The following is an 18,016-nucleotide window of genomic DNA, read 5'->3' as shown; positions in this document are numbered from 1 at the left end:
ATGTTCGACGTGGATGCCTACCTCCGCCGCATCGGCTGGACGCGGGGAGCGCCGAGGCCCGACCTGGCCACCCTGCGCACCCTGCACAAACAGCACCTGATGACCCTGCCGTACAACGTCGCCGGACAGGGCTTCGCCGACGGCGTGAACCTCGTGGACGTGGACGAGGACGAGGTGTTCCGCACCGGGATCATGGAAGGCCTGGGCGGCACCTGCTTCCAGCTCAACCGGCTCTTCTTCCGGCTCCTGTCCGCACTGGGCTACGAGGTGTCCCTGCTGGCCGCGAGCACCGCCGAGGGCCGCGAGAACTTCGGCACCGAGATCGAGCACATGTTCCTCCGGGCCGTCCTCGACGGCGAGGAGTGGCTCGTCGACGTCGGCTACCCGGGACCGTCGTACCTCGAACCGCTGCGCGTCGGCGACGAGGTGCAGACCCAGTACGGCTGCCAGTACCGGCTCGTGAGCAAGGAGGACGGCACCGTCGCCGTGCAGCGGCGCGGGCGCGTCACCCGGTGGGGCACCGTCTACACCTTCCGGCTCCGGGCCCGCCAGTGGCACGACTGGAAGGAACTGGAGGACCGGGCCCGCGCCCACCACGCCACCGCCGCCCCGGACGACGGCCAGGGCACCCTGTGCGGCAGAACCTTCGCCGACGGCCAGGCCGTGCTGAAGGGCCGCCGGTTCCTGGTCGTCCGGGACGGCCGTGAACGCGTCCGCACCGTCGTGGACGACGCCGAGCACCACCGGCTCGTCACCGCCCTCCTCACCGGCGACCTCGACCCCGCCGACCTCGCGTGACCGGGCGGCGGACCACCCCGACCAACGTCACCAGCAACCGACCGGAAGGACATCCCATGAGCAAGAACTCGGCCGACGTCGTCGTCATCGGCGGCGGACCCGCCGGCGCGGTGAGCGCCTACACGCTGGCCAAGGAGGGGCACTCCGTGGTGCTCCTGGAACGCGAGGAGAACCCGCGCTTCCACATCGGTGAGTCCCTGCTGCCGTACATGATGGGCCTGTTCGACCGGATCGGCATGCGGGAAGCGGTGGAGAGCGGCGGCTACGTCCCCAAGTTCGGCGGCGAGTTCATCGACCCGACCGAGACCAAGTTCTTCTCCGGCGTCTTCCGCGCCGACTTCGGCAAGCAGGGCGAGGGCCGCTTCGACCGGGCCTTCCAGGTCCAGCGCGCCAGGTTCGACCGCATGCTGGTCGACGAGGCCGGCAAGGCCGGAGCCGACATCCACTACGGCGCCGCCGTCGGCGAGCTGCTGATGGAGGGCGACCGCATGGTCGGCGTCCGCTACACCAAGGACGGCGAGGAGCACGAGGTCCGCGCGCAGTACGTCGTCGACGCCAGCGGGCGCGCCGGGCGCATCGCCCACAAGTTCGGGCTGCGCAAGACGCTGGAGAAGCTCCGCATGGTCGCGGTGTTCCGGCACTACGACGGCCTGAACGAGAAGCACAACCTCGGCGTCGAGGGCGACATCCAGGTGGGCGCGCACGCCGACGGCTGGGTGTGGGCCATCCCGCTGTCCAAGGACGTCATCAGTGTCGGCACCGTCATGCCCCGCGACGTCTTCCGCGCCTCCACCCCGGAGAAGGTCTTCGAGGAGCACCTCGCCCGGGTGCCGCGGATCACCACCCGGCTGACCGGCACCCGGCCGGTCATGGACCTGAAGGTCGAGACCGACTACTGCTACCACACCGACACCGTCACCGGCCCCGGCTGGGTCATGGTCGGCGACGCCGGCTGCTTCGGCGACCCCATGTTCTCCGGCGGCGTCCTCGTCGCCTCCGCCACCGCGGTCCGCGCCGCCGAGGCCCTCAGCCGGGCCCTGAAGAACCCGCAGGACGCCGACCGGCTGATCGCGGAGTACGAGAACTTCTTCAAGACCGGCTACGACACCTACATCCGGCTCATCCACGCCTTCTACGACGGCGAACTCGTCGCGGTCGCCGCCGACGCCGGCCGCACCACCGACCGCGACACGCTGGAGCGCTACCTGATCCGGCTGATCGGCGGCGACTTCTGGAGCGAGCACAACGCGGTCGCCCAGGAGATGCGCCGGCGCCCCGAGTGGGACACCTTCGAGCCGTTCCAGCGGGTCTACGGCTGCCCGTCCTATCCGCACCTGGACGAGCAGGACCGCAAGGAGCGCGCCGAGTCCCGCATCCGCCGGGTGACCGCCGGCCAGTGACACCCTTCCCGGGGGCCCGAGCCCTCCGGGGCCCGTCCGCCACGGAGACCCGGCCGCGGTGTGCCGCCGCCGGCCGGGCTCCGGGCGACCGACCGAGTCCGCGCACCACCGAACAAGGTGAGACGGAAGTGACAAGACAAGTCCCGGTGCGCTTCGGCGACCGGTCCTACGATGTGCTCATCGGCCCCGGAGTGCGCTCCGCCCTGCCCGGGATCATCGACCGGCTCGGCGCCCGGCGCGTCGCCGTGGTCTCGGCCCGCCCCGTCGAGTGGGTGCCCGACACCGGTGCGGAGACGCTGCTGCTGCCCGCCCGGGACGGCGAACCGGACAAGAACCTCGCCACGGTGGAGTCGCTGTGCGCCGCGTTCGTACGGTTCGGACTGACCCGCTCCGACGCCGTCGTCTCCGTCGGCGGCGGCACCACCACCGACGTCGTCGGCCTCGCCGCCGCGCTCTACCACCGCGGAGTCCCCGTCGTCCACCTGCCGACCACCCTCCTCGCCCAGGTCGACGCCAGCGTCGGCGGCAAGACCGCCGTCAACCTGCCCGAGGGCAAGAACCTCGTCGGCGCCTACTGGCAACCCGCCGCCGTGCTGTGCGACACCGACTACCTGACCACCCTGCCGCCCCGCGAACTGCGCAACGGGCTCGGGGAGATCGCCCGCTGCCACTTCATCGGCGCCCCCGGCCTGCACGGACTGCCGCTCGCCGAACAGATCGCGGCCGGCGTCACCCTCAAGGCCGGCATCGTCTCCGCCGACGAACGCGACACCGGCCGCAGGCACCTGCTCAACTACGGCCACACCCTCGGCCACGCCCTGGAGGCCGCCACCGGCTTCGCCCTGCGGCACGGCGAGGGCGTCGCCATCGGCACCGTCTTCGCGGGCCTCCTCGCCGGCCTCCTCGGCCGGATCAGCCCCGGCCGGGTGAACGAACACCGCACGCACGTCGCCTCCTACGGCCTGCCCACCGCACTGCCCGACGACGCCGACCCCGGCACACTGATCGGGCTGATGCGGCGGGACAAGAAGGCCCGCTCGGGCCTCACCTTCGTCCTGGACGGCCCGTCCGGCGCGGACCTCGTCACCGACGTGCCCGAGCCGGCGGTCGCCGAGGCCCTGGCCCGGATGGAACGCGCCCCCCTCGACCGGCTCGTCACCGGCGCCCCGGCCGGCACCGCGGGAACGGAGGCGGCGGTGACATGACGTACTCACCACGGTGGCCGCCCGGCACCCCCGGGCGGATCCGGCGGCGGGCGGTCGAGCGCACCCTCGCCGACCGGCTCGAAGCGGCCCTGGCCAGGCCCGCCGCACAGCAGCCCGGCTGGCCCGACCCCGACCGGGCCCGGGCCGTGGTCCGCCGGCTGACCGCCGGCGAGCCCCTCGTCACACCCGCCGAGACCCGGCGGCTGCTCGACCGGCTCGGCGCCGTCGCCCGCGGCGAGGCCCTCCTGCTGCAGTCCGGCGACTGCGCCGAGACCTTCGCCGAGAGCACCGAACCCCACCTGCGGGCCAACCTCGGCCTGCTCCGGCGGATGGCACTGGTCCTCACCCACGCCGCCGGCCTGCCCGTGGTCACGGTGGCGCGCGCCGCCGGACAGTACGCCAGGCCCCGCTCCGCGGCCCTCGACGCGCGCGGACTGCCCGTGTACCGAGGTGACATCGTCAACTCGGCCGAACCCGGCCACGCCGCCCGCACCCCCGACCCCGAACGCCTGGCACGCGCCCACCGCCACGCCAGGGAGGCGATGACCGTCGTCCGCCGACTCGCCCACGGCGACCTCGCCGACGCACACGCCCTGCACGAGGAGAACCGCCGGTTCGTCAGCACCACGCCCGGAGGCCGCCGGCACCGGGCACGCGCCGCGGAGATCGGCCGCGGGCTGCGCTTCATCACCGGCGTCGGCGCCCCCGCACCCCGGCTCGGCGACATCTGGACCAGCCACGAGGCCCTGATCCTCGACTACGAACGCACCCTGCTGTGGGCCGACCCCGACGGCCCCGAACCCCGGCTGTCCAGCGGACTCGCCCACTTCCTGTGGATCGGGGAGCACACCCGGCACCCCGACGGAGCGCACATCGCCTTCGCCGAACTGCTCGCCAACCCCGTCGGTGTGGAGATCGGCCCCGGCACCACCCCGGAACAGGCGCTCGACTACGTACGGCGCCTCGACCCGCACGGCGAGCCGGGCCGGGTCACCCTGATCAGCCGGATGGGCCACGACCGGGTACGCGAGGTGCTCCCGCCGATCGTGGAGAAGGTCACCGCCTCCGGCCGCCAGGTGATCTGGAGCTGCGACCCCATGCACGGCAACTCCCGCACCACCGCGTCCGGTTACCGGACACGGCACTACGACCACATCCTCGACGAGATCACCGGCTTCCTGGAGGTGCACCGGGCGCTCGGCACCCACCCAGGCGGCCTGCACCTGGAAGCGACCGGGGAGGACGTCACGGAGTGCACCGGCGGCGCCCGCGGCCTGACCGACGACGACCTGCCCGCCCGCTACCGCACCGCCTGCGACCCCCGCCTCAACGCCGAACAGTCCATGGAACTCGCCTTCGCCGTCGCCGAGTCGTACGCGACCGGGGCGGCGCGCAGCACGGAGGCAGCACGATGACCGACACCCCGCGGCGGGCCCCCGCCGGCACCCCCGAGCAGACCCTGGTCAGCGGAACCACCCGGCTCTACGCCGTCCTCGGCGACCCGGTCGGCCAGGTCCAGTCGCCCGGACTGCTCAACCCGCTCTTCGCCCGCCTCGGCATCGACGCCGTACTCGTCCCCGTGCACGTCCGCCCCGCCGACCTGGAACCCGTCGTCCGCGGACTCCAGCGCGTCGGCAACCTCGACGGCCTGTTCGTCACCGTCCCGCACAAGACGGCCGCCGCACAGCTCGCCGACCGGCGCGGCCCCGCCGTCGAGATCACCGGCAGCGCCAACGCGCTGCGCCGCGAACCCGACGGCACCTGGCTGGCCGAGAACTTCGACGGCACCGGCTTCGTGGCCGGTCTGACCGGGGCCGGGCACCAGCCGAAGGGCGCCCGCGTGGCACTCGTCGGCGCGGGCGGAGCCGGCAGCGCCATCGCGGCGGCCCTGCTCGACGCCGGAGCGGACCGGCTGACCATCACCGACCCCGACACCCCGCGGCTGACCGCCCTCGTCGACCGGCTGGCCGCCCACTGGCCCGGCCGCGTCCGGACGGCCGGCGAACCGCCACTGGCCGACAGCGACATCGCCGTCAACGCCACCCCGCTCGGTCTGCGCCCCGACGACCCGCTGCCCTTCCCGCCGCAGGCACTGCCACCGGGCGCCGTCGTCGCCGACATCATCATGAAACCCCGCGAGACCCGGCTGCTGCGCGAGGCCGCCGCACACGGACTCCCCGTGCACCACGGACGCCACATGCTCACCGGACAGATCGACTCCTACCGCGCGTTCTTCGGACTGCACACACCCTGACCGGCCCGCCACCGGCCGACTACCAGACCGAGGGATGGGAGGCCCGGCACACCGCGTCCTAGTCTGAGGACGGCCAGCACCGCGCGAACCGTCCGGACCGGCTCTGTCACCCCCTTCGCCTCGCCCGCTCATCCCGCCCAGCCCGTTCCCGACGGAGATTTGGAGAACCATGAACGCGCGACCGGCACCGGAATTCCCCACATGGCCCCAGTACGACGACGAGGAGCGGACCGGACTGATCCGCGCCCTCGAACAGGGCCAGTGGTGGCGCATGGGCGGGCAGGAAGTCACCTCCTTCGAGGACGAGTTCGCCGACTTCCACGGCGCCCCGCACGCCCTCGCCGTCACCAACGGCACCCACGCCCTCGAACTCGCCCTCCAGGTCATGGGCGTCGGCCCGGGCACCGAGGTCATCGTGCCCGCCTTCACCTTCATCTCCTCCTCCCAGGCCGCCCAGCGCATCGGCGCCGTCGCGGTCCCCGTCGACGTCGACCCGGACACGTACAACATCGACGTCGCCGCCGCGGCCGCCGCCGTCACCCCGCGCACCCGCGCCGTCATGCCCGTGCACATGGCCGGTCTGATGGCCGACATGGACGCCCTCGGCAAGCTCTCCGCCGACACCGGAGTACCGATCCTGCAGGACGCGGCCCACGCCCAGGGTGCCCGCTGGCAGGGCAAACGGGTCGGCGAACTCGGCACGGTCGCCGCGTTCTCCTTCCAGAACGGCAAGCTGATGACCGCCGGCGAGGGCGGCGCCGTCCTGTTCCCCGAGAACGACCTGTACGAGGCGGCGTTCCTGCGGCACAGCTGCGGCCGGCCGCGCACCGACCGGCACTACAAGCACCAGGTCGCCGGCACCAACATGCGGCTCAACGAGTTCTCCGCCGCCGTGCTGCGCGCCCAGCTGCGCCGCCTGCCCGCCCAGACGGAGCTGCGCGACCGGCGCTGGGCGCTGCTGTCCCGGCTGCTCGGCGCCGTCGACGGCGTCGTACCGCAGGGCGGTGACGTCCGCGCCGACCAGAACACCCACTACATGGCCATGTTCCGGATCCCCGGCATCACCGAGGCGGACCGCAACGCCCTGGTGGACCGGCTGGTCGAGGCCGGGCTGCCCGCGTTCGCCGCGTTCCGCGCCGTCTACCGCACCGACGCCTTCTGGGAGGTCGGCGCCCCCGACGAGACCGTGGAGCAGATCGCCGAGCGCTGCCCGAACACCGAGGCCATCAACGGCGACTGCGTCTGGCTGCACCACCGGGTGCTCCTCGCCGACGAGCGCGCCCTGGAGATCACGGCCGAGATCATCGCGGACGCAGTGGCCGCGATATGAGCGTGCGAGCCGCCGTGGTGGGGCTCGGGTGGGCGGGGCGGGAACTGTGGCTGCCCCGGCTGCGGGCCCACCCGGACTTCGACCTGGTCGCCGTCGTCGACCCCGACCCCGCCGCCCGCGCGGACGTCGGCGCGGCGACGGGCACCTCCGCCCACGCCGGGACGGACGCGCTCGACCCCGCCTCCGTCGACCTCGCCGTCGTCGCCGTACCCAACCACCTGCACACCACGGTCGCCGCCGGCCTGCTCCGCCGGGGCGTGTCCGTCTTCCTGGAGAAGCCGGTGTGCCTGTCGAGCACCGAGGCCGACACCCTGGCCGAGGCCGAGCGGACCGGTGGCCTGCTGTTGGCCGGCAGCGCCGCCCGCCACCGCGCCGACGTCCTCGAACTCGCCGCGGTACTGCCCGAGTTGGGGAAGGTACGGCACGTCGACCTGGCCTGGGTGCGAGCCCGCGGGGTGCCGCGGGCGGGCGGCTGGTTCACCCGGCGCAGCGAGGCCGGCGGCGGCGCCCTGGTCGACCTCGGGTGGCACCTCGTGGACACCCTGACCGCACTGCTCGGCCCGTCCCCGGTCCACCAGGCCGTCGGCGCCGTCTCGGACGACTTCCTCAACACCGGCGCGTGGTCCGCGGCCTGGCGCCGCGAGCGGCCCGCCGCGGCCCTCACCGGCGACGTCGAGGACACCGCCCGCGGCTTCCTGCTCCGCGAGGACGGCATCTCCGTGTCCCTGCACACCAGTTGGGCCTCGCACGAGGCGACGGACCTGTCCCTGATCCGGATCGAGGGCAGCACCGGCACCGCCGAACTGCGCTGCACCTTCGGCTTCAGCCCCAACCGGCAGCCCGAGTCCGTCCTCACCCTCACCCGCGAGGGCACCACCCGCCGGCTGCCCGTCCCCGCCGAACCCGTTGGCGCGGAGTACGGACGGCAGCTGGACGGCGTGCCCGCCCTCCTCGCCGACCCGGCCGGCCGGGGCCGGGCCATCGCCGAGGCACGCACCACCGTACGGCTCGTGGAACGCCTCTACGCCTCCGCCCGGGCCGGACGCGACGGGCCGAGCGAGCCCGCGTACCAGCAGACCACCAGCAGATGAGGACCCCATGACAGTCCACTCGCCCGACCGGCCCCTCGCCCCGGCCGCCCTCCTGACGGCAACCCGGCGGGCGGTCGTCTTCGACCTGGACGGGGTGATCGTCGACAGCTTCGCCGTCATGCGGGAGGCCTTCGCGGTCGCCTACGCCGAGGTCGTCGGCGACGGCCCGGCCCCGTTCGAGGAGTACGTGCGCCACCAGGGGCGCTACTTCCCCGACATCATGCGCATCATGGGGCTGCCGCCGGCGATGGAGGAGCCCTTCGTCCGCGAGAGCTACCGGCTCGCCCACCGCGTGGAGGTCTTCGACGGCGTCCTCGAACTCCTGCTGACCCTGCGGGTGCGCGGCCTCAGGCTGGCCGTCGCCACCGGCAAGGCCGGCGACCGCGCCCGCTCGCTGCTCGACGGGCTCGGCCTGCTGCCGTTCTTCGCCCACGTCATCGGCTCCGACGAGGTGCCCCGGCCCAAGCCCGCGCCGGACATCGTGCAGCGCGCGCTGGAACTGCTGGACGTGCCGCCCGAGCAGGCCATCATGGTCGGCGACGCGCCCACCGACCTGGCCAGCGCCCGCGACGCCGGCGTGGCCTCCGCCGCCGCCCTGTGGGTCGGCCCCGACGAGGAGGAACTGCTCTCCGCCGGGCCCGACGCGGTCCTGCGCCGCCCCTGCGACCTGCTGGCCCTGTGCCCGGCCGTACCGGGGGACTGAGCGTGCCGGCTCCCCGGGACCGGCGGCCCGGCGCACGTCCGGCGCCCGGCTGTCTGGGTGTCGACATCGGCGGCACCAAGGTCGCCCTGCGCGTGGAGACCGACGACGGCCGGACCGAGGAGTCGGCCTTCACCTGGGGCCCGCACCGGGACGCCGAGGACGACCTGGCCGCCCTTGCCGCACACCTGAAGGCCTTCCCCGCCCTGGCGGACGTACGGGCCGTCGGCGTCGCCATGCCCGCCACCGTCGGCCCCGGCGAACGGATCACCGCCTGGCCCAGCCGCCCCGCGTGGACCGGGCTCGCCCTGGGCACCGCCCTGCGCGACCTCTTCCCCGGAACACCGGTCGCCTGGGCCGACGACGGCGACCTCGGCGCCCTCGCCGAGGCGGACGCGGCCGGCAGCGCCCACCTCCTCTACGTCGGCGTCGGCACCGGAGTGGGCGGCGGACTCGTCCTGGACGGCACGCTCTGCCCCGGCCCCGGGCGCGGCTCCTTCGAGATCGGTCACCTGACGATCGACCAGGACGGCCCCGAGTGCGTCTGCGGACGCCGGGGCTGCCTCCAGGCGACCGCGTCCGGACCGGCCACCCTCGCCCACGCCACCGCGCTCCGCGGCGCCCCGGTCACCTTCGACGAGCTACGCGACGGCCTGCGCGACCGCCTGCCCTGGGCGCTGACGGCCCTGGACCGCACGGCCCGCGCCCTGGCCACGGCCCTGACGAGCGTCACCGAACTCCTCCACCCCGACCGAGCCGTGCTGGGCGGAGGCTTCGCGGCGGGCATCCCGGCCCTCCTGCCCGCCGTCACCGCCCACCTCACCGCACTCGCCCGCCCCGGCCACCCCACCCCACCCCTCGCCCCCGCCCGGCTGGGCGGCCTGTCCTCACTACGCGGCGCCGTCCTCCTGGCCCACGGCCTCTGACCTCCACCGCACGACGCTCCGCCGCCCGGAGCCCCTCCCGGCACCGCCGGCCGCCGCCGGCGGCCCGCCTGCCCGACACCGGCCGGCGCCACCGGTCTTCCGGGCCGGCCCCCGACCGCCCGGCCCGCGGGCGCCGGTGGCCCCCCTGCAAGGGGTCGGCCGACACCGGCGGTTCCCCGGCCCGGCACGCGGCCGACCGATAGACGCCCCGCTGCCTGAAGGCCGCCCAGCCTGCCCGCCCGCCCGCGATCACCCGGGCACCTCCGCCGCCTGAGCCCCCTCCGGTACCGCTGACCGGTGGCGGTGGTCCGTCTGCCCGGCGTCGGCGGGTGCCGCCGGTTCCCGGGCTCGCTCGCGGCCGCCCAGCCTGCCCGCCCGTGCCGTCGGCCTGCACCGGCGGTTCCCCCGCCCGTCCGCCCGCGACCACCCGGGCGTCTCGCTGCCCGGAGGCCCTCCCGGCGCCCTCTCCGATACCGCTGTCTGGTGGCGGTGGTCCGCCTGTCCGGCGTCGGCGGGTGCCGCCGGTTCCCGGGCTCGCCCGCGGCCGCCCGGCTCGGGTCGGCCCGCGCGCCCTGCGGGTGCCGGTGTCGGTGGCCCGCCTGCAAGGCGTCGGCTGCACCGGCGGTTTCCCCGCCTGTCCGCCCGCTGCCACCGCGGCACCTCCGCCGCCCGCAGCCCTCTCCGGTACCGCTGTCTGGTGGCGGTCGTCCGCCTGTCCGGCGTCGGCGGGTGCCGCCGGTTCCCGGGCCCGCCCGCGGCCGCCCGGCTCGGGTCGGCCCGCGCGCCCTGCGGGTGCCGGTGTCGGTGGCCCGCCTGCAAGGCGTCGGCTGCACGGGCGGTTTCCCCGCCCGTTCGCCCGTGACCACCGCGGCACCTCCGCCGCCCGCAGCCCCACCCGGTACCGCTGACCGGTGGCGGTCGTGCGCCTGTCCGGCGTCGGCGGGTGCCGCCGGTTCCCGGGCCCGCTCGCGGCCCCCCGGCTCGGGTCGGCCCGCGCGCCCTGCGGGTGCCGGTGCCGGTGGCCCGCCTGCAAGGCGTCGGCTGCACCGGCGGTTTCCCCGCCTGTTCGCCCGCGACCACCCGGGCGTCTCGCTGCCCGGAGGCCCGCCCAGCCCGCCCACCCGTGCCGCCGGCCGGTGTCGGTGCCCCGTCTGCCCCGCGTCGGCCGGTGCCGCCGTTCCCGGGCCCGCCCGGACCTCGCTGCCCGGAGCCCCTCCCGGAGCGCCAGCAGGTCCCGTCGACCGGTGGCGGTCGTCCGCCTGCCCCCGTCGGCCCTTGCCGCCGGTTCCCGGGCTCGCCCGCGGCTGCCCGGCCCGGGTCAGCCCGCGCGCCCCGCGGGTGCCGGTGCCGGTGTCGGTGCGGTGAGCCGGGTGCGGAGGTCGTCCACGAGCAGCGCCGTCCTCCGCGGACCGGTCGCCGCGCCGAAGACGTGGTAGTCGGGGCGTACCAGCAGGGCGGTGGCGCCGTACCGGTCGAGGTAGTCGCGCAGTACCCCGTCGGCGTCCACCGCGTCCACCGCGCCGCCCGTGCCGTCGTACGAGCCGTCGGCCGGCCACAGGCGGACCACCCGCGCACCGACGGCCCGCAGGAACGACAGCCGGTCCGGGGTGAGGTCCGTGTCCGTCTCCGCCTTGGTGAACAGGACGAACCCCCCGCGCACCGGGTCCTCCAGCGGCCGGGCGTCGGACGGCCCGAGCAGCCGGGCGTGCGGCAGGACCTCGCCCGTGGGCGGCACCCGGGTGTCGGCGCCGTCCGGGCGGTGCAGCAGGCCGCGGGTGATCGGCCGGGCCGGGTCCGGCCGGCCGGGTCCCCGCCCGCGCCGGTTCGCCAGCACCGTCGCGTCCCGCTCCGCCGCTGCCGCCGCGTCCGTCACGCAGATCAGCCGCCCCAGCTGCACCGACGCCAGGATCGACTCCCGCACCTGCGTCAGGCGTTCCTCGGTGTAGCTGTCGAGCAGCGACTGCGGGGCGGCACCGCGCAGCACCAGGTCCAGCCGCCACGCCAGACCGGCCACGTCCCGCACGCCCGAGCACATGCCCTGCCCCGCGAACGGCGGCATCAGATGGGCCGCGTCCCCGGCCAGCAGCACATGTCCAGCCCGCCACTCGTCGGCCCACCGCGCCTGGAAGATGTACGTCGTGCTGCGCAGCAGCCGCGCGGTCTCCGGGGTGACGCCGTACGGCGCGAGCAGCCGCCACGCGGTCTCCTCCCGGTTCAGGTCGGCCGCCCGCTCGCCCGGCAGCCGCATGAACTCCCAGCGCCGGTGCCCCGGTCCGCTCCCGACCAGCGTGGTCGGCCGGGCCGGATCGCACAGCTGCACATTGGTCGGCACGAACTCCCGCGGCTCGCGCAGTTCCACGTCGCACAGCAGCCACTCGTAGGAGAACCCGAGGTCGGTGACGGACACGCCCATCCGTTCCCGTACGAAGCTGTTCGCGCCGTCGCAGCCGACCACCCAGCGTGCCGAGAAGGTCCGTGTGGCCCCCTCCTCGTCCTCCTCGTCCTCCGCGGTCACCGTGACGCCGTCCGGGCCGTCGGCGAGGTCCACGACCCGCCGGCCCCGCAGCACCGTGACGCCCGGCAGTTCGGCGGCGCGGGCGGCGAGCAGCTCCTCCAGCGCCGGCTGGTGCATGGTGTTGGCGTCGGGCCAGCCGTACGGCCCATCGGTGGTGAACTCGATGTCCAGCAGCGTCTTCCCGTCCGCCGTACGCCACTGGTAGCCGGTGCCCGGCTCGGTGATCCCGCCCAGTTCCGCGCCGACGCCCGTACCGGCCAGCAGCCGGGCGGTCTCCCCGTCGAAACTCGTCGCACGGGGCAGCGTGTACGGCCGCCGCCGGCGTTCGAGGACCGTCACCCGCAGGCCGCGCTGCGCCAGCAGCACCGCCAGCACCGAGCCGACCGGCCCGTATCCGACGACGAGTACGTCCGCGTCCGGTGAACTCGCGGACGCCATCGGGTGGTCGGGTGACACAGCGGACATGGAAACCCCCTCGGTACGGCCTGCTGACGGGCCCTGCTCGGGTGACTCGGGGTGAGCGTACGGCCCGCCGGCCCGTTGCGGCCGTGATCCGTACGAGGGCTATCAGGTTGGGGGATACCGGCCCCGCGACCGCTCGGCCTAACCTGCCGAAGTCCCGTATCAGACGCTGATCCGCGCAGTTCCCCGACGTGAAAGCGAGCCATTCGGCATGCCTGGAGCAACGGCACAGTTCGAGAAGTGGGTCAGCGTCTTCCGCCCCTCGCCCGACAGCGCGGTACGGCTCGTCTGCCTGCCGCACGCCGGCGGTTCCGCGAGCTTCTTCTTCCCGGTCGCCACGGCCCTCGCGCCCGCGGTCGAGGTCCTCGCCGTCCAGTACCCGGGCCGCCAGACGCGCCGGCACGAACCCGGCATCGACAACATCCCCGACTACGCCGACCAGATCTTCGCGGCCCTGCGTCACCCGGACGACCGGCCGCTCGCCCTGTTCGGGCACAGCATGGGGGCCGTCCTCGCCTACGAGGTGGCCCTGCGCATGCGCGAGGCCGGGCTGCCCGCCCCGGTGCGGCTGTTCGCCTCCGGCCGGCGCGCCCCCTCCCGGTACCGCGACGAACGCGTGCACGCCGCCGGCGACGAGCAGGTGCTGGCCGAACTGCGCACCCTCAGCGGCCCCAACCAGGCGATCCTGGCCGACCCGGAGGTGCTGGCGATGTTCCTGCCGGCGATCCGCAGCGACTACACCGCCATCGAGAACTACCGGCACGACCCCGGCAGGATGCTCGACTGCCCGGTGACCGTGCTCACCGGTGACGCCGACCCCCGGACCACGCTGGACGAGGCCCACGCCTGGGAGGAGCACACCACCGGCCCGACCGACGTCCACGTCTTCCGGGGCGGGCACTTCTTCCACGTCGAGCGGAGCGCCGAGGTCATCGGCCTCCTGACCCGCAGTCTGACCGGCCAGGGCGCCGACACCACCCGCTGACCCCACCGCCCGCCTCGCCCGCCCCGCCCGCTACGACCGCTCCGCCCGCTCCGACGAGGGAAGAGCCCGTGACGCTCGCCAGTCCTCCGACGCCCGCCGGCCCGGTGACGCTCGCCGGCCCCGTGCCGACCATCGCCCCCCACTCCCTGCTGGTCTTCCTCCTCCAGCTCGCCTTCCTGCTGCTGCTCGCGCTCGTCCTCGGCCGGCTCGCCGAGCGCTTCCGCATGCCCGCGGTGGTGGGCGAGCTGTGCGCGGGACTGCTGCTCGGCCCGTCCGTGCTCCAGCACGTGCTGCCCGCCTTCTCCCACTGGCTGCTGCCCCAGCGGCCGGAACAGATGCACATGCTCGACGCCACCGGCCAGCTCGGCGTGCTGCTGCTGGTCGGCGTCACCGGCGCCGAGCTGAACTTCGGCCTCGTCCGCAAACGCGGGATCACCGCCGCCCGGGTCAGCATCGCCGGCCTGGTGCTGCCCCTGGGCCTCGGTGTCGCGACCGGCTTCGCGCTGAGCGGCATCCTGCTGCCGGACGGCGTCGATCCCACGGTCTTCGCGTTCTTCCTCGGCGTCGCGATGTGCGTCACCGCGATCCCGGTGATCGCCAAGACCCTCCTCGACATGAAGCTGCTGCACCGCGACATCGGCCAGCTGATCCTGTCCGCCGGCGTCGTGGACGACATCGTCGGCTGGTTCCTGCTGTCCGTGGTCTCCGCGATGGCCACCGCCGGACTCACCGCGGGAGTCGTGGCCACGGCCGTGCTCTACCCGGTCGGTGTCGTGCTGTTCGCCGTGCTGGTCGGCCGCCCGCTGGTGGGCGCCGCGCTGCGCCGCGCGGGCCGGGCCGAGGGCGCCACCCCCACCATCATGACGGTCGTCGTCCTCGTCCTGTTCGGCGCCGCGGCCACCCAGGCCATGAAGCTGGAGTCGATCTTCGGTGCCTTCGTCGTCGGCGTGCTGGTCGGCACCAGCAAGGACCTGGACCGGGAGAAGCTGGAACCGCTGAAGAGCACCGCGCTGGGCTTCCTCGCCCCGCTGTTCTTCGCCACCGCCGGGCTGCGGATGGACCTCACCGGCCTGCGCCACCCCGGCGTCCTCGCCGCGGCCCTCGCCGTGCTCGCCGTCGCCGTCCTCGGCAAGTTCTCCGGCGCCTTCATAGGCGCCCGGTTCAGCCGCCTCAACCGCTGGGAGGCGCTCGCCCTCGGGGCCGGCATGAACTGCCGTGGCGTGGTCGAGGTCGTCGTGGCGATGACGGGTCTGCGCCTCGGTGTCCTGGACACCGACGCGTACACCATCATCGTCCTGGTCGCGATCGTGACCTCGCTGATGACGCCGCCCGTCCTGCGGGCCGCGATGATCCGCGCCGAGGAACTCGCCGACGCCGAACTCAGCCTGGAGGGCGCCGGTTCCGCCCGCACCCGGGCCCCGCACGGCTCCGGACCGTCCGGTACGCCGAACAGTGAGGTGACCCCATGAGCACTCTGCTCCTGTTGAACGGCCCCAACCTCGGCATGCTGGGCCGCCGCCAGCCCGAGATCTACGGCACCGACACCCTCGCCGACATCGAGAAGGCCGTCGCCGCCGAGGTGAGCGGGGCCGGCTGGGAGGTGCTCTCCCTCCAGCACGACTCCGAGGGAGACCTGGTGCGCGACATCAACCGGCACCACGACACCGTCGGCGCCATCGTCAACCCCGGTGCGCTGATGATGGCCGGCTGGAGCCTGCGCGACTCCCTCGCCGCCTACCCGCGGCCCTGGATCGAGGTGCACCTGAGCAACGTCTGGGCCCGGGAGCGGTTCCGGCACGAGTCCGTGATCGCCCCGCTGGCCTCCGGCATCGTCGTCGGCCTGGGCCCGATGGGCTACCGGCTGGCCGCGAAGGCGCTGCTGGAACTGGCCGAGCCGGACAGCTGAACCGTCGAACAGCCGAACCGCCGAACCCCTGGAACAGCCGAAGAGCGCGAACCGGGTGAACCCCGTGAACCGTTGTCCCCCCCCGTGTGTCGAAAGGACACCCCCCGATCATGAAGCTCGCACTGCACGAGGTCGGCGACGGCGACCGGACGGTGCTCCTCGTCCACGGCGTGATGTCGTCGGCCGACACCTGGCGCCGGGTCGCGCCGGCCCTCGCCGAGCGCGGCTACCGCGTGATCATGCCGGACCTGCGCGGCCACGGGGACAGCCCGCACGCCGACGCGTACACCCCCGAACTGCTCGCCGCCGACCTCGTGGAATCGGTCCCGGCCGGCATCGACCTGGCCCTCGCCCACTCCTTCGGCGCACCCGTGCTCGCCCTGGCGGTGCCCGGTCTGCGGCCCGCCAAGGTCGTCTACAGCGACCCGGCGTGGAAGCTCGGCGCCAAATCGGTCGACGAGGTACGGGAGTTCGCCCAGGCCACCAAGTCGGCCACCGCCGAGAGCATCCGCCGGCTCTGCCCGCGCTGGCAGGCCGAGGACGTCGAGGCGGAGCTGGCCGGGTACGCCCGCTGGGACGTGCGGGCCATCGAGTGGCTGCAGAGCGACCGGGACCTGATCCCGGCGCGTGCCGAGGTGCCCTCGCTGGTCCAGGGCGCCGGCGACCACCACCTCGTACCGGACGAGCTGGCCGAACGGCTGCGCGGGCGCGGCTTCGAGGTGGTGTACGTGCCGGACACCGGGCACTGCGTCCACCGCGACGACCTCGACGGCTTCCTGAAGTCGCTCGACGGCTGGCTCTGACCGCGGGCGCGGGGGCCCGGGAAGGCGCCCCCGCCCGTGTTAGGTTGAGCCAATGGACGCAGGTCACCTCGCGCAGGCGGAGGCGGCGAACCCCCCGGCCGCTTCCCGGTCCGGTTCCGAGGCCGCTTCCCGGCCCGGCTCCCCGGCCGACCCCGCCCCGATCGCGGCCCCGGCACCCCGCGCGATGCACGGCTCCTTCTCCTTGGACCGGGACTTCACGGTAGCGCCGGCCGAGGTGTTCCGCGGATTCGCCGAAACCTCCCTGCGGCGCCGCTGGTTCCGCCTCCCCGGCAGATCCGCCACCGCCGAGCACGAGCTGGACTTCCGGGTCGGCGGCGGCGAGACCGCCCGCAACGTCTTCGTCTCCGGCGACACCGAGGAGCACCTCGCCTACCGCTCCCGGTTCCTGCACATCGTGCCGGACACCCGCATCGTCTACGTCTACGAGGCCGAGGTCGACGGCAGCACCCGCTGGATCTCCCTCGTCACCGTCGAACTCGCCGACCGGCCCGCCGGCTCCCGCCTGACCTGGACCGAGCAGTACACCTGGCTCGTCCCCAGCGGAGACGGCACCCAGGACGCCGCCCACCTCCGCGGCGGCACCCGCCTGCTGCTCAACGGCCTCGGCGCCGTGGTGAATCCCGGCAGCCACCGGCTCCCGCGCCTCTGAACGTCCTTACCTCCCAGGTCATCGATCCCGGCCGGCCCCCGTGGCACGATCGTCGGCGTACGGAGCCCGCACGACCGGAAGGACACCATGCCCGCCTACGCCATAGCGCACCTGCAGGAAGCCGCCCCGCACCCGGAGATCGCCGAGTACATCGAGCGCATCACCGCCACCTTCGAGCCGTACGGCGGCCGCTTCCTCGTGCACGCCGCACAGCACGAGGTCAAGGAGGGCAGCTGGCCCGGTCACGTCGTGGTGATCTCCTTCCCCGGGATCGCCGAGGCCCGGGCCTGGTGGGACTCGCCCGCCTACCAGGAGATCGCCCCGCTGCGCTCGCGGCACATCGCCGGCGACATCGTCCTGGTCCCCGGTGTGCCGGAGGACTACGACCCGGCCGGCACGGCGAAGGCGATGCGGGAGACCCTCCCCGCCGGGTGACGGGCACCGGCTCCGACCCCGGCCGGGGGGAGCGGCCGGGACTGCCCTGGGTGGGTGATGTAGAGGAGGTGTGTGGGGGGATCGGCGTGTGATCGTCCGCACATACGCTGCGTGTTAGCCTGCCCGCGGTCGCGATCGGATGCACACGGGGGAGGCACGGTGGGATCGGACGGCTACCAGGTCAAGGCGGGTATGACCGGCCAGGCCCGGCAACTGGACGACGCCGGCAGGGACATGGACGCCATCAGCTCGGCCGTCAAGGCGCGGATGAGCTACTCGTACGACGACGCAGGCGGCGAGGACGCCGCGTCGGCGCTCAACGCGTTCGTCAAGGCCTGGGAGGCGGAGGCCAGGACACTGGCGTCGGCCCTGCACGAACTCGGTGGCAAGGTGCAGTTGGCCAAGAAGACCTACCACGGCACCGACGGCCTGGTGAAGCAGCACGCGGACGGCGTCACCGTCGGCGGCACGAGCAGCCTCACCGACACATCGACGCAGGGCGGCCGGACCTCGGTCCTGTCGAGCTACTGAGGAGC

17 protein-coding genes are annotated in these 18,016 nt (G+C 74.4%); 16 read left to right on the top strand and 1 reads right to left on the bottom strand.

Annotated elements, in window-relative coordinates:
- The 9 genes from ACZ4VF_RS02545 (at position 1) to ACZ4VF_RS02505 (ending at position 9,704) form a co-directional block, all read left to right on the top strand.
- Positions 1-798, top strand: a complete 798-nt coding sequence (locus tag ACZ4VF_RS02545) for an arylamine N-acetyltransferase family protein (RefSeq protein WP_467922668.1) — start codon at positions 1-3, stop codon at positions 796-798.
- Between the two features lie 56 nt (positions 799-854).
- A complete protein-coding gene (locus ACZ4VF_RS02540) occupies positions 855-2,198 on the top strand; it encodes an NAD(P)/FAD-dependent oxidoreductase (RefSeq protein ID WP_467922667.1) in 1,344 nt (447 codons plus the stop codon).
- Positions 2,199-2,326: 128 nt separating this feature from the next.
- Positions 2,327-3,403, top strand: a complete 1,077-nt coding sequence (locus ACZ4VF_RS02535; protein WP_467922666.1) for a 3-dehydroquinate synthase family protein — start codon at positions 2,327-2,329, stop codon at positions 3,401-3,403.
- Positions 3,400-4,818 (top strand): 3-deoxy-7-phosphoheptulonate synthase, encoded by a 1,419-nt coding sequence (locus ACZ4VF_RS02530; RefSeq protein ID WP_467922665.1) that lies wholly within the window; start codon positions 3,400-3,402, stop codon positions 4,816-4,818. The genes ACZ4VF_RS02535 and ACZ4VF_RS02530 overlap by 4 nt, the downstream gene beginning before the upstream one ends.
- Positions 4,815-5,657 carry a shikimate dehydrogenase family protein gene (locus tag ACZ4VF_RS02525; protein ID WP_467922664.1) on the top strand — a complete coding sequence of 281 codons (843 nt, stop codon included), beginning with the start codon at positions 4,815-4,817 and terminating at the stop codon, positions 5,655-5,657. Before ACZ4VF_RS02530 ends, ACZ4VF_RS02525 begins: the two co-directional genes overlap by 4 nt.
- A 169-nt stretch (positions 5,658-5,826) precedes the next feature.
- Positions 5,827-6,987: a 3-amino-5-hydroxybenzoate synthase gene (gene rifK / locus ACZ4VF_RS02520; protein WP_467922662.1), complete on the top strand. Its 1,161-nt coding sequence runs from the start codon at positions 5,827-5,829 to the stop codon at positions 6,985-6,987.
- The gene (locus tag ACZ4VF_RS02515) at positions 6,984-8,078 is read left to right on the top strand and encodes a Gfo/Idh/MocA family protein (RefSeq protein WP_467922661.1); all 1,095 of its coding nucleotides are present in this window, start codon (positions 6,984-6,986) and stop codon (positions 8,076-8,078) included. Before rifK ends, ACZ4VF_RS02515 begins: the two co-directional genes overlap by 4 nt.
- A 7-nt stretch (positions 8,079-8,085) precedes the next feature.
- Complete coding sequence (locus ACZ4VF_RS02510; RefSeq protein WP_467922660.1) at positions 8,086-8,781, top strand: HAD-IA family hydrolase; 696 nt, start codon at positions 8,086-8,088, stop codon at positions 8,779-8,781.
- 2 nt (positions 8,782-8,783) lie between these two features.
- Positions 8,784-9,704, top strand: a complete 921-nt coding sequence (locus ACZ4VF_RS02505) for an ROK family protein (protein ID WP_467922659.1) — start codon at positions 8,784-8,786, stop codon at positions 9,702-9,704.
- A 1,318-nt stretch (positions 9,705-11,022) separates the two neighbouring features.
- Here ACZ4VF_RS02505 and mhpA read toward each other — a convergent pair.
- On the bottom strand, positions 11,023-12,684 hold the full coding sequence (mhpA, locus tag ACZ4VF_RS02500; RefSeq protein ID WP_467922658.1) for a bifunctional 3-(3-hydroxy-phenyl)propionate/3-hydroxycinnamic acid hydroxylase MhpA: 1,662 nt from the start codon (positions 12,682-12,684) through the stop codon (positions 11,023-11,025).
- Positions 12,685-12,892: 208 nt separating this feature from the next.
- Here mhpA and ACZ4VF_RS02495 point away from each other — a divergent pair, with 208 nt between their 5' ends.
- From ACZ4VF_RS02495 to ACZ4VF_RS02465, 7 genes are all read left to right on the top strand, one after another.
- Complete coding sequence (locus ACZ4VF_RS02495; RefSeq protein ID WP_467922657.1) at positions 12,893-13,666, top strand: thioesterase II family protein; 774 nt, start codon at positions 12,893-12,895, stop codon at positions 13,664-13,666.
- Between the two features lie 68 nt (positions 13,667-13,734).
- Positions 13,735-15,135, top strand: a complete 1,401-nt coding sequence (locus tag ACZ4VF_RS02490; protein WP_467922656.1) for a cation:proton antiporter — start codon at positions 13,735-13,737, stop codon at positions 15,133-15,135.
- The gene (locus ACZ4VF_RS02485) at positions 15,132-15,572 is read left to right on the top strand and encodes a type II 3-dehydroquinate dehydratase (RefSeq protein ID WP_467922655.1); all 441 of its coding nucleotides are present in this window, start codon (positions 15,132-15,134) and stop codon (positions 15,570-15,572) included. The genes ACZ4VF_RS02490 and ACZ4VF_RS02485 overlap by 4 nt, the downstream gene beginning before the upstream one ends.
- 110 nt (positions 15,573-15,682) lie before the next feature.
- Entirely contained in the window at positions 15,683-16,375 is a 693-nt protein-coding gene (locus tag ACZ4VF_RS02480; RefSeq protein ID WP_467922654.1) for an alpha/beta fold hydrolase, read from the top strand.
- A 52-nt stretch (positions 16,376-16,427) separates the two neighbouring features.
- Positions 16,428-17,045 (top strand): SRPBCC domain-containing protein, encoded by a 618-nt coding sequence (locus tag ACZ4VF_RS02475; protein WP_467922652.1) that lies wholly within the window; start codon positions 16,428-16,430, stop codon positions 17,043-17,045.
- An 87-nt stretch (positions 17,046-17,132) separates the two neighbouring features.
- Positions 17,133-17,480, top strand: a complete 348-nt coding sequence (locus ACZ4VF_RS02470) for a DUF1330 domain-containing protein (RefSeq protein WP_467922651.1) — start codon at positions 17,133-17,135, stop codon at positions 17,478-17,480.
- 159 nt (positions 17,481-17,639) lie between these two features.
- Complete coding sequence (locus ACZ4VF_RS02465) at positions 17,640-18,011, top strand: hypothetical protein (protein WP_467922650.1); 372 nt, start codon at positions 17,640-17,642, stop codon at positions 18,009-18,011.
- The last annotated feature ends 5 nt before the right edge of the window (positions 18,012-18,016 follow it).

The sequence above is a fragment of the Streptomyces sp. NPDC029151 genome (assembly GCF_055564315.1).
This window is presented reverse-complemented; position numbering and strand designations above follow the sequence as displayed.

Bases quoted from the DNA above. Each gene is read 5' to 3' on its own strand.
- ACZ4VF_RS02545 (WP_467922668.1), top strand. From the start codon at position 1: ATGTTCGACGTGGATGCCTACCTCCGCCGCATCGGCTGGACGCGGGGA.
- ACZ4VF_RS02540 (WP_467922667.1), top strand. From the start codon at position 855: ATGAGCAAGAACTCGGCCGACGTCGTCGTCATCGGCGGCGGACCCGCC.
- ACZ4VF_RS02530 (WP_467922665.1), top strand. From the start codon at position 3,400: ATGACGTACTCACCACGGTGGCCGCCCGGCACCCCCGGGCGGATCCGG.
- ACZ4VF_RS02525 (WP_467922664.1), top strand. From the start codon at position 4,815: ATGACCGACACCCCGCGGCGGGCCCCCGCCGGCACCCCCGAGCAGACC.
- rifK (WP_467922662.1), top strand. From the start codon at position 5,827: ATGAACGCGCGACCGGCACCGGAATTCCCCACATGGCCCCAGTACGAC.
- ACZ4VF_RS02515 (WP_467922661.1), top strand. From the start codon at position 6,984: ATGAGCGTGCGAGCCGCCGTGGTGGGGCTCGGGTGGGCGGGGCGGGAA.
- ACZ4VF_RS02510 (WP_467922660.1), top strand. From the start codon at position 8,086: ATGACAGTCCACTCGCCCGACCGGCCCCTCGCCCCGGCCGCCCTCCTG.
- mhpA (WP_467922658.1), bottom strand. From the start codon at position 12,684: ATGTCCGCTGTGTCACCCGACCACCCGATGGCGTCCGCGAGTTCACCG.
- ACZ4VF_RS02495 (WP_467922657.1), top strand. From the start codon at position 12,893: ATGCCTGGAGCAACGGCACAGTTCGAGAAGTGGGTCAGCGTCTTCCGC.
- ACZ4VF_RS02485 (WP_467922655.1), top strand. From the start codon at position 15,132: ATGAGCACTCTGCTCCTGTTGAACGGCCCCAACCTCGGCATGCTGGGC.
- ACZ4VF_RS02480 (WP_467922654.1), top strand. From the start codon at position 15,683: ATGAAGCTCGCACTGCACGAGGTCGGCGACGGCGACCGGACGGTGCTC.
- ACZ4VF_RS02475 (WP_467922652.1), top strand. From the start codon at position 16,428: ATGGACGCAGGTCACCTCGCGCAGGCGGAGGCGGCGAACCCCCCGGCC.
- ACZ4VF_RS02470 (WP_467922651.1), top strand. From the start codon at position 17,133: ATGCCCGCCTACGCCATAGCGCACCTGCAGGAAGCCGCCCCGCACCCG.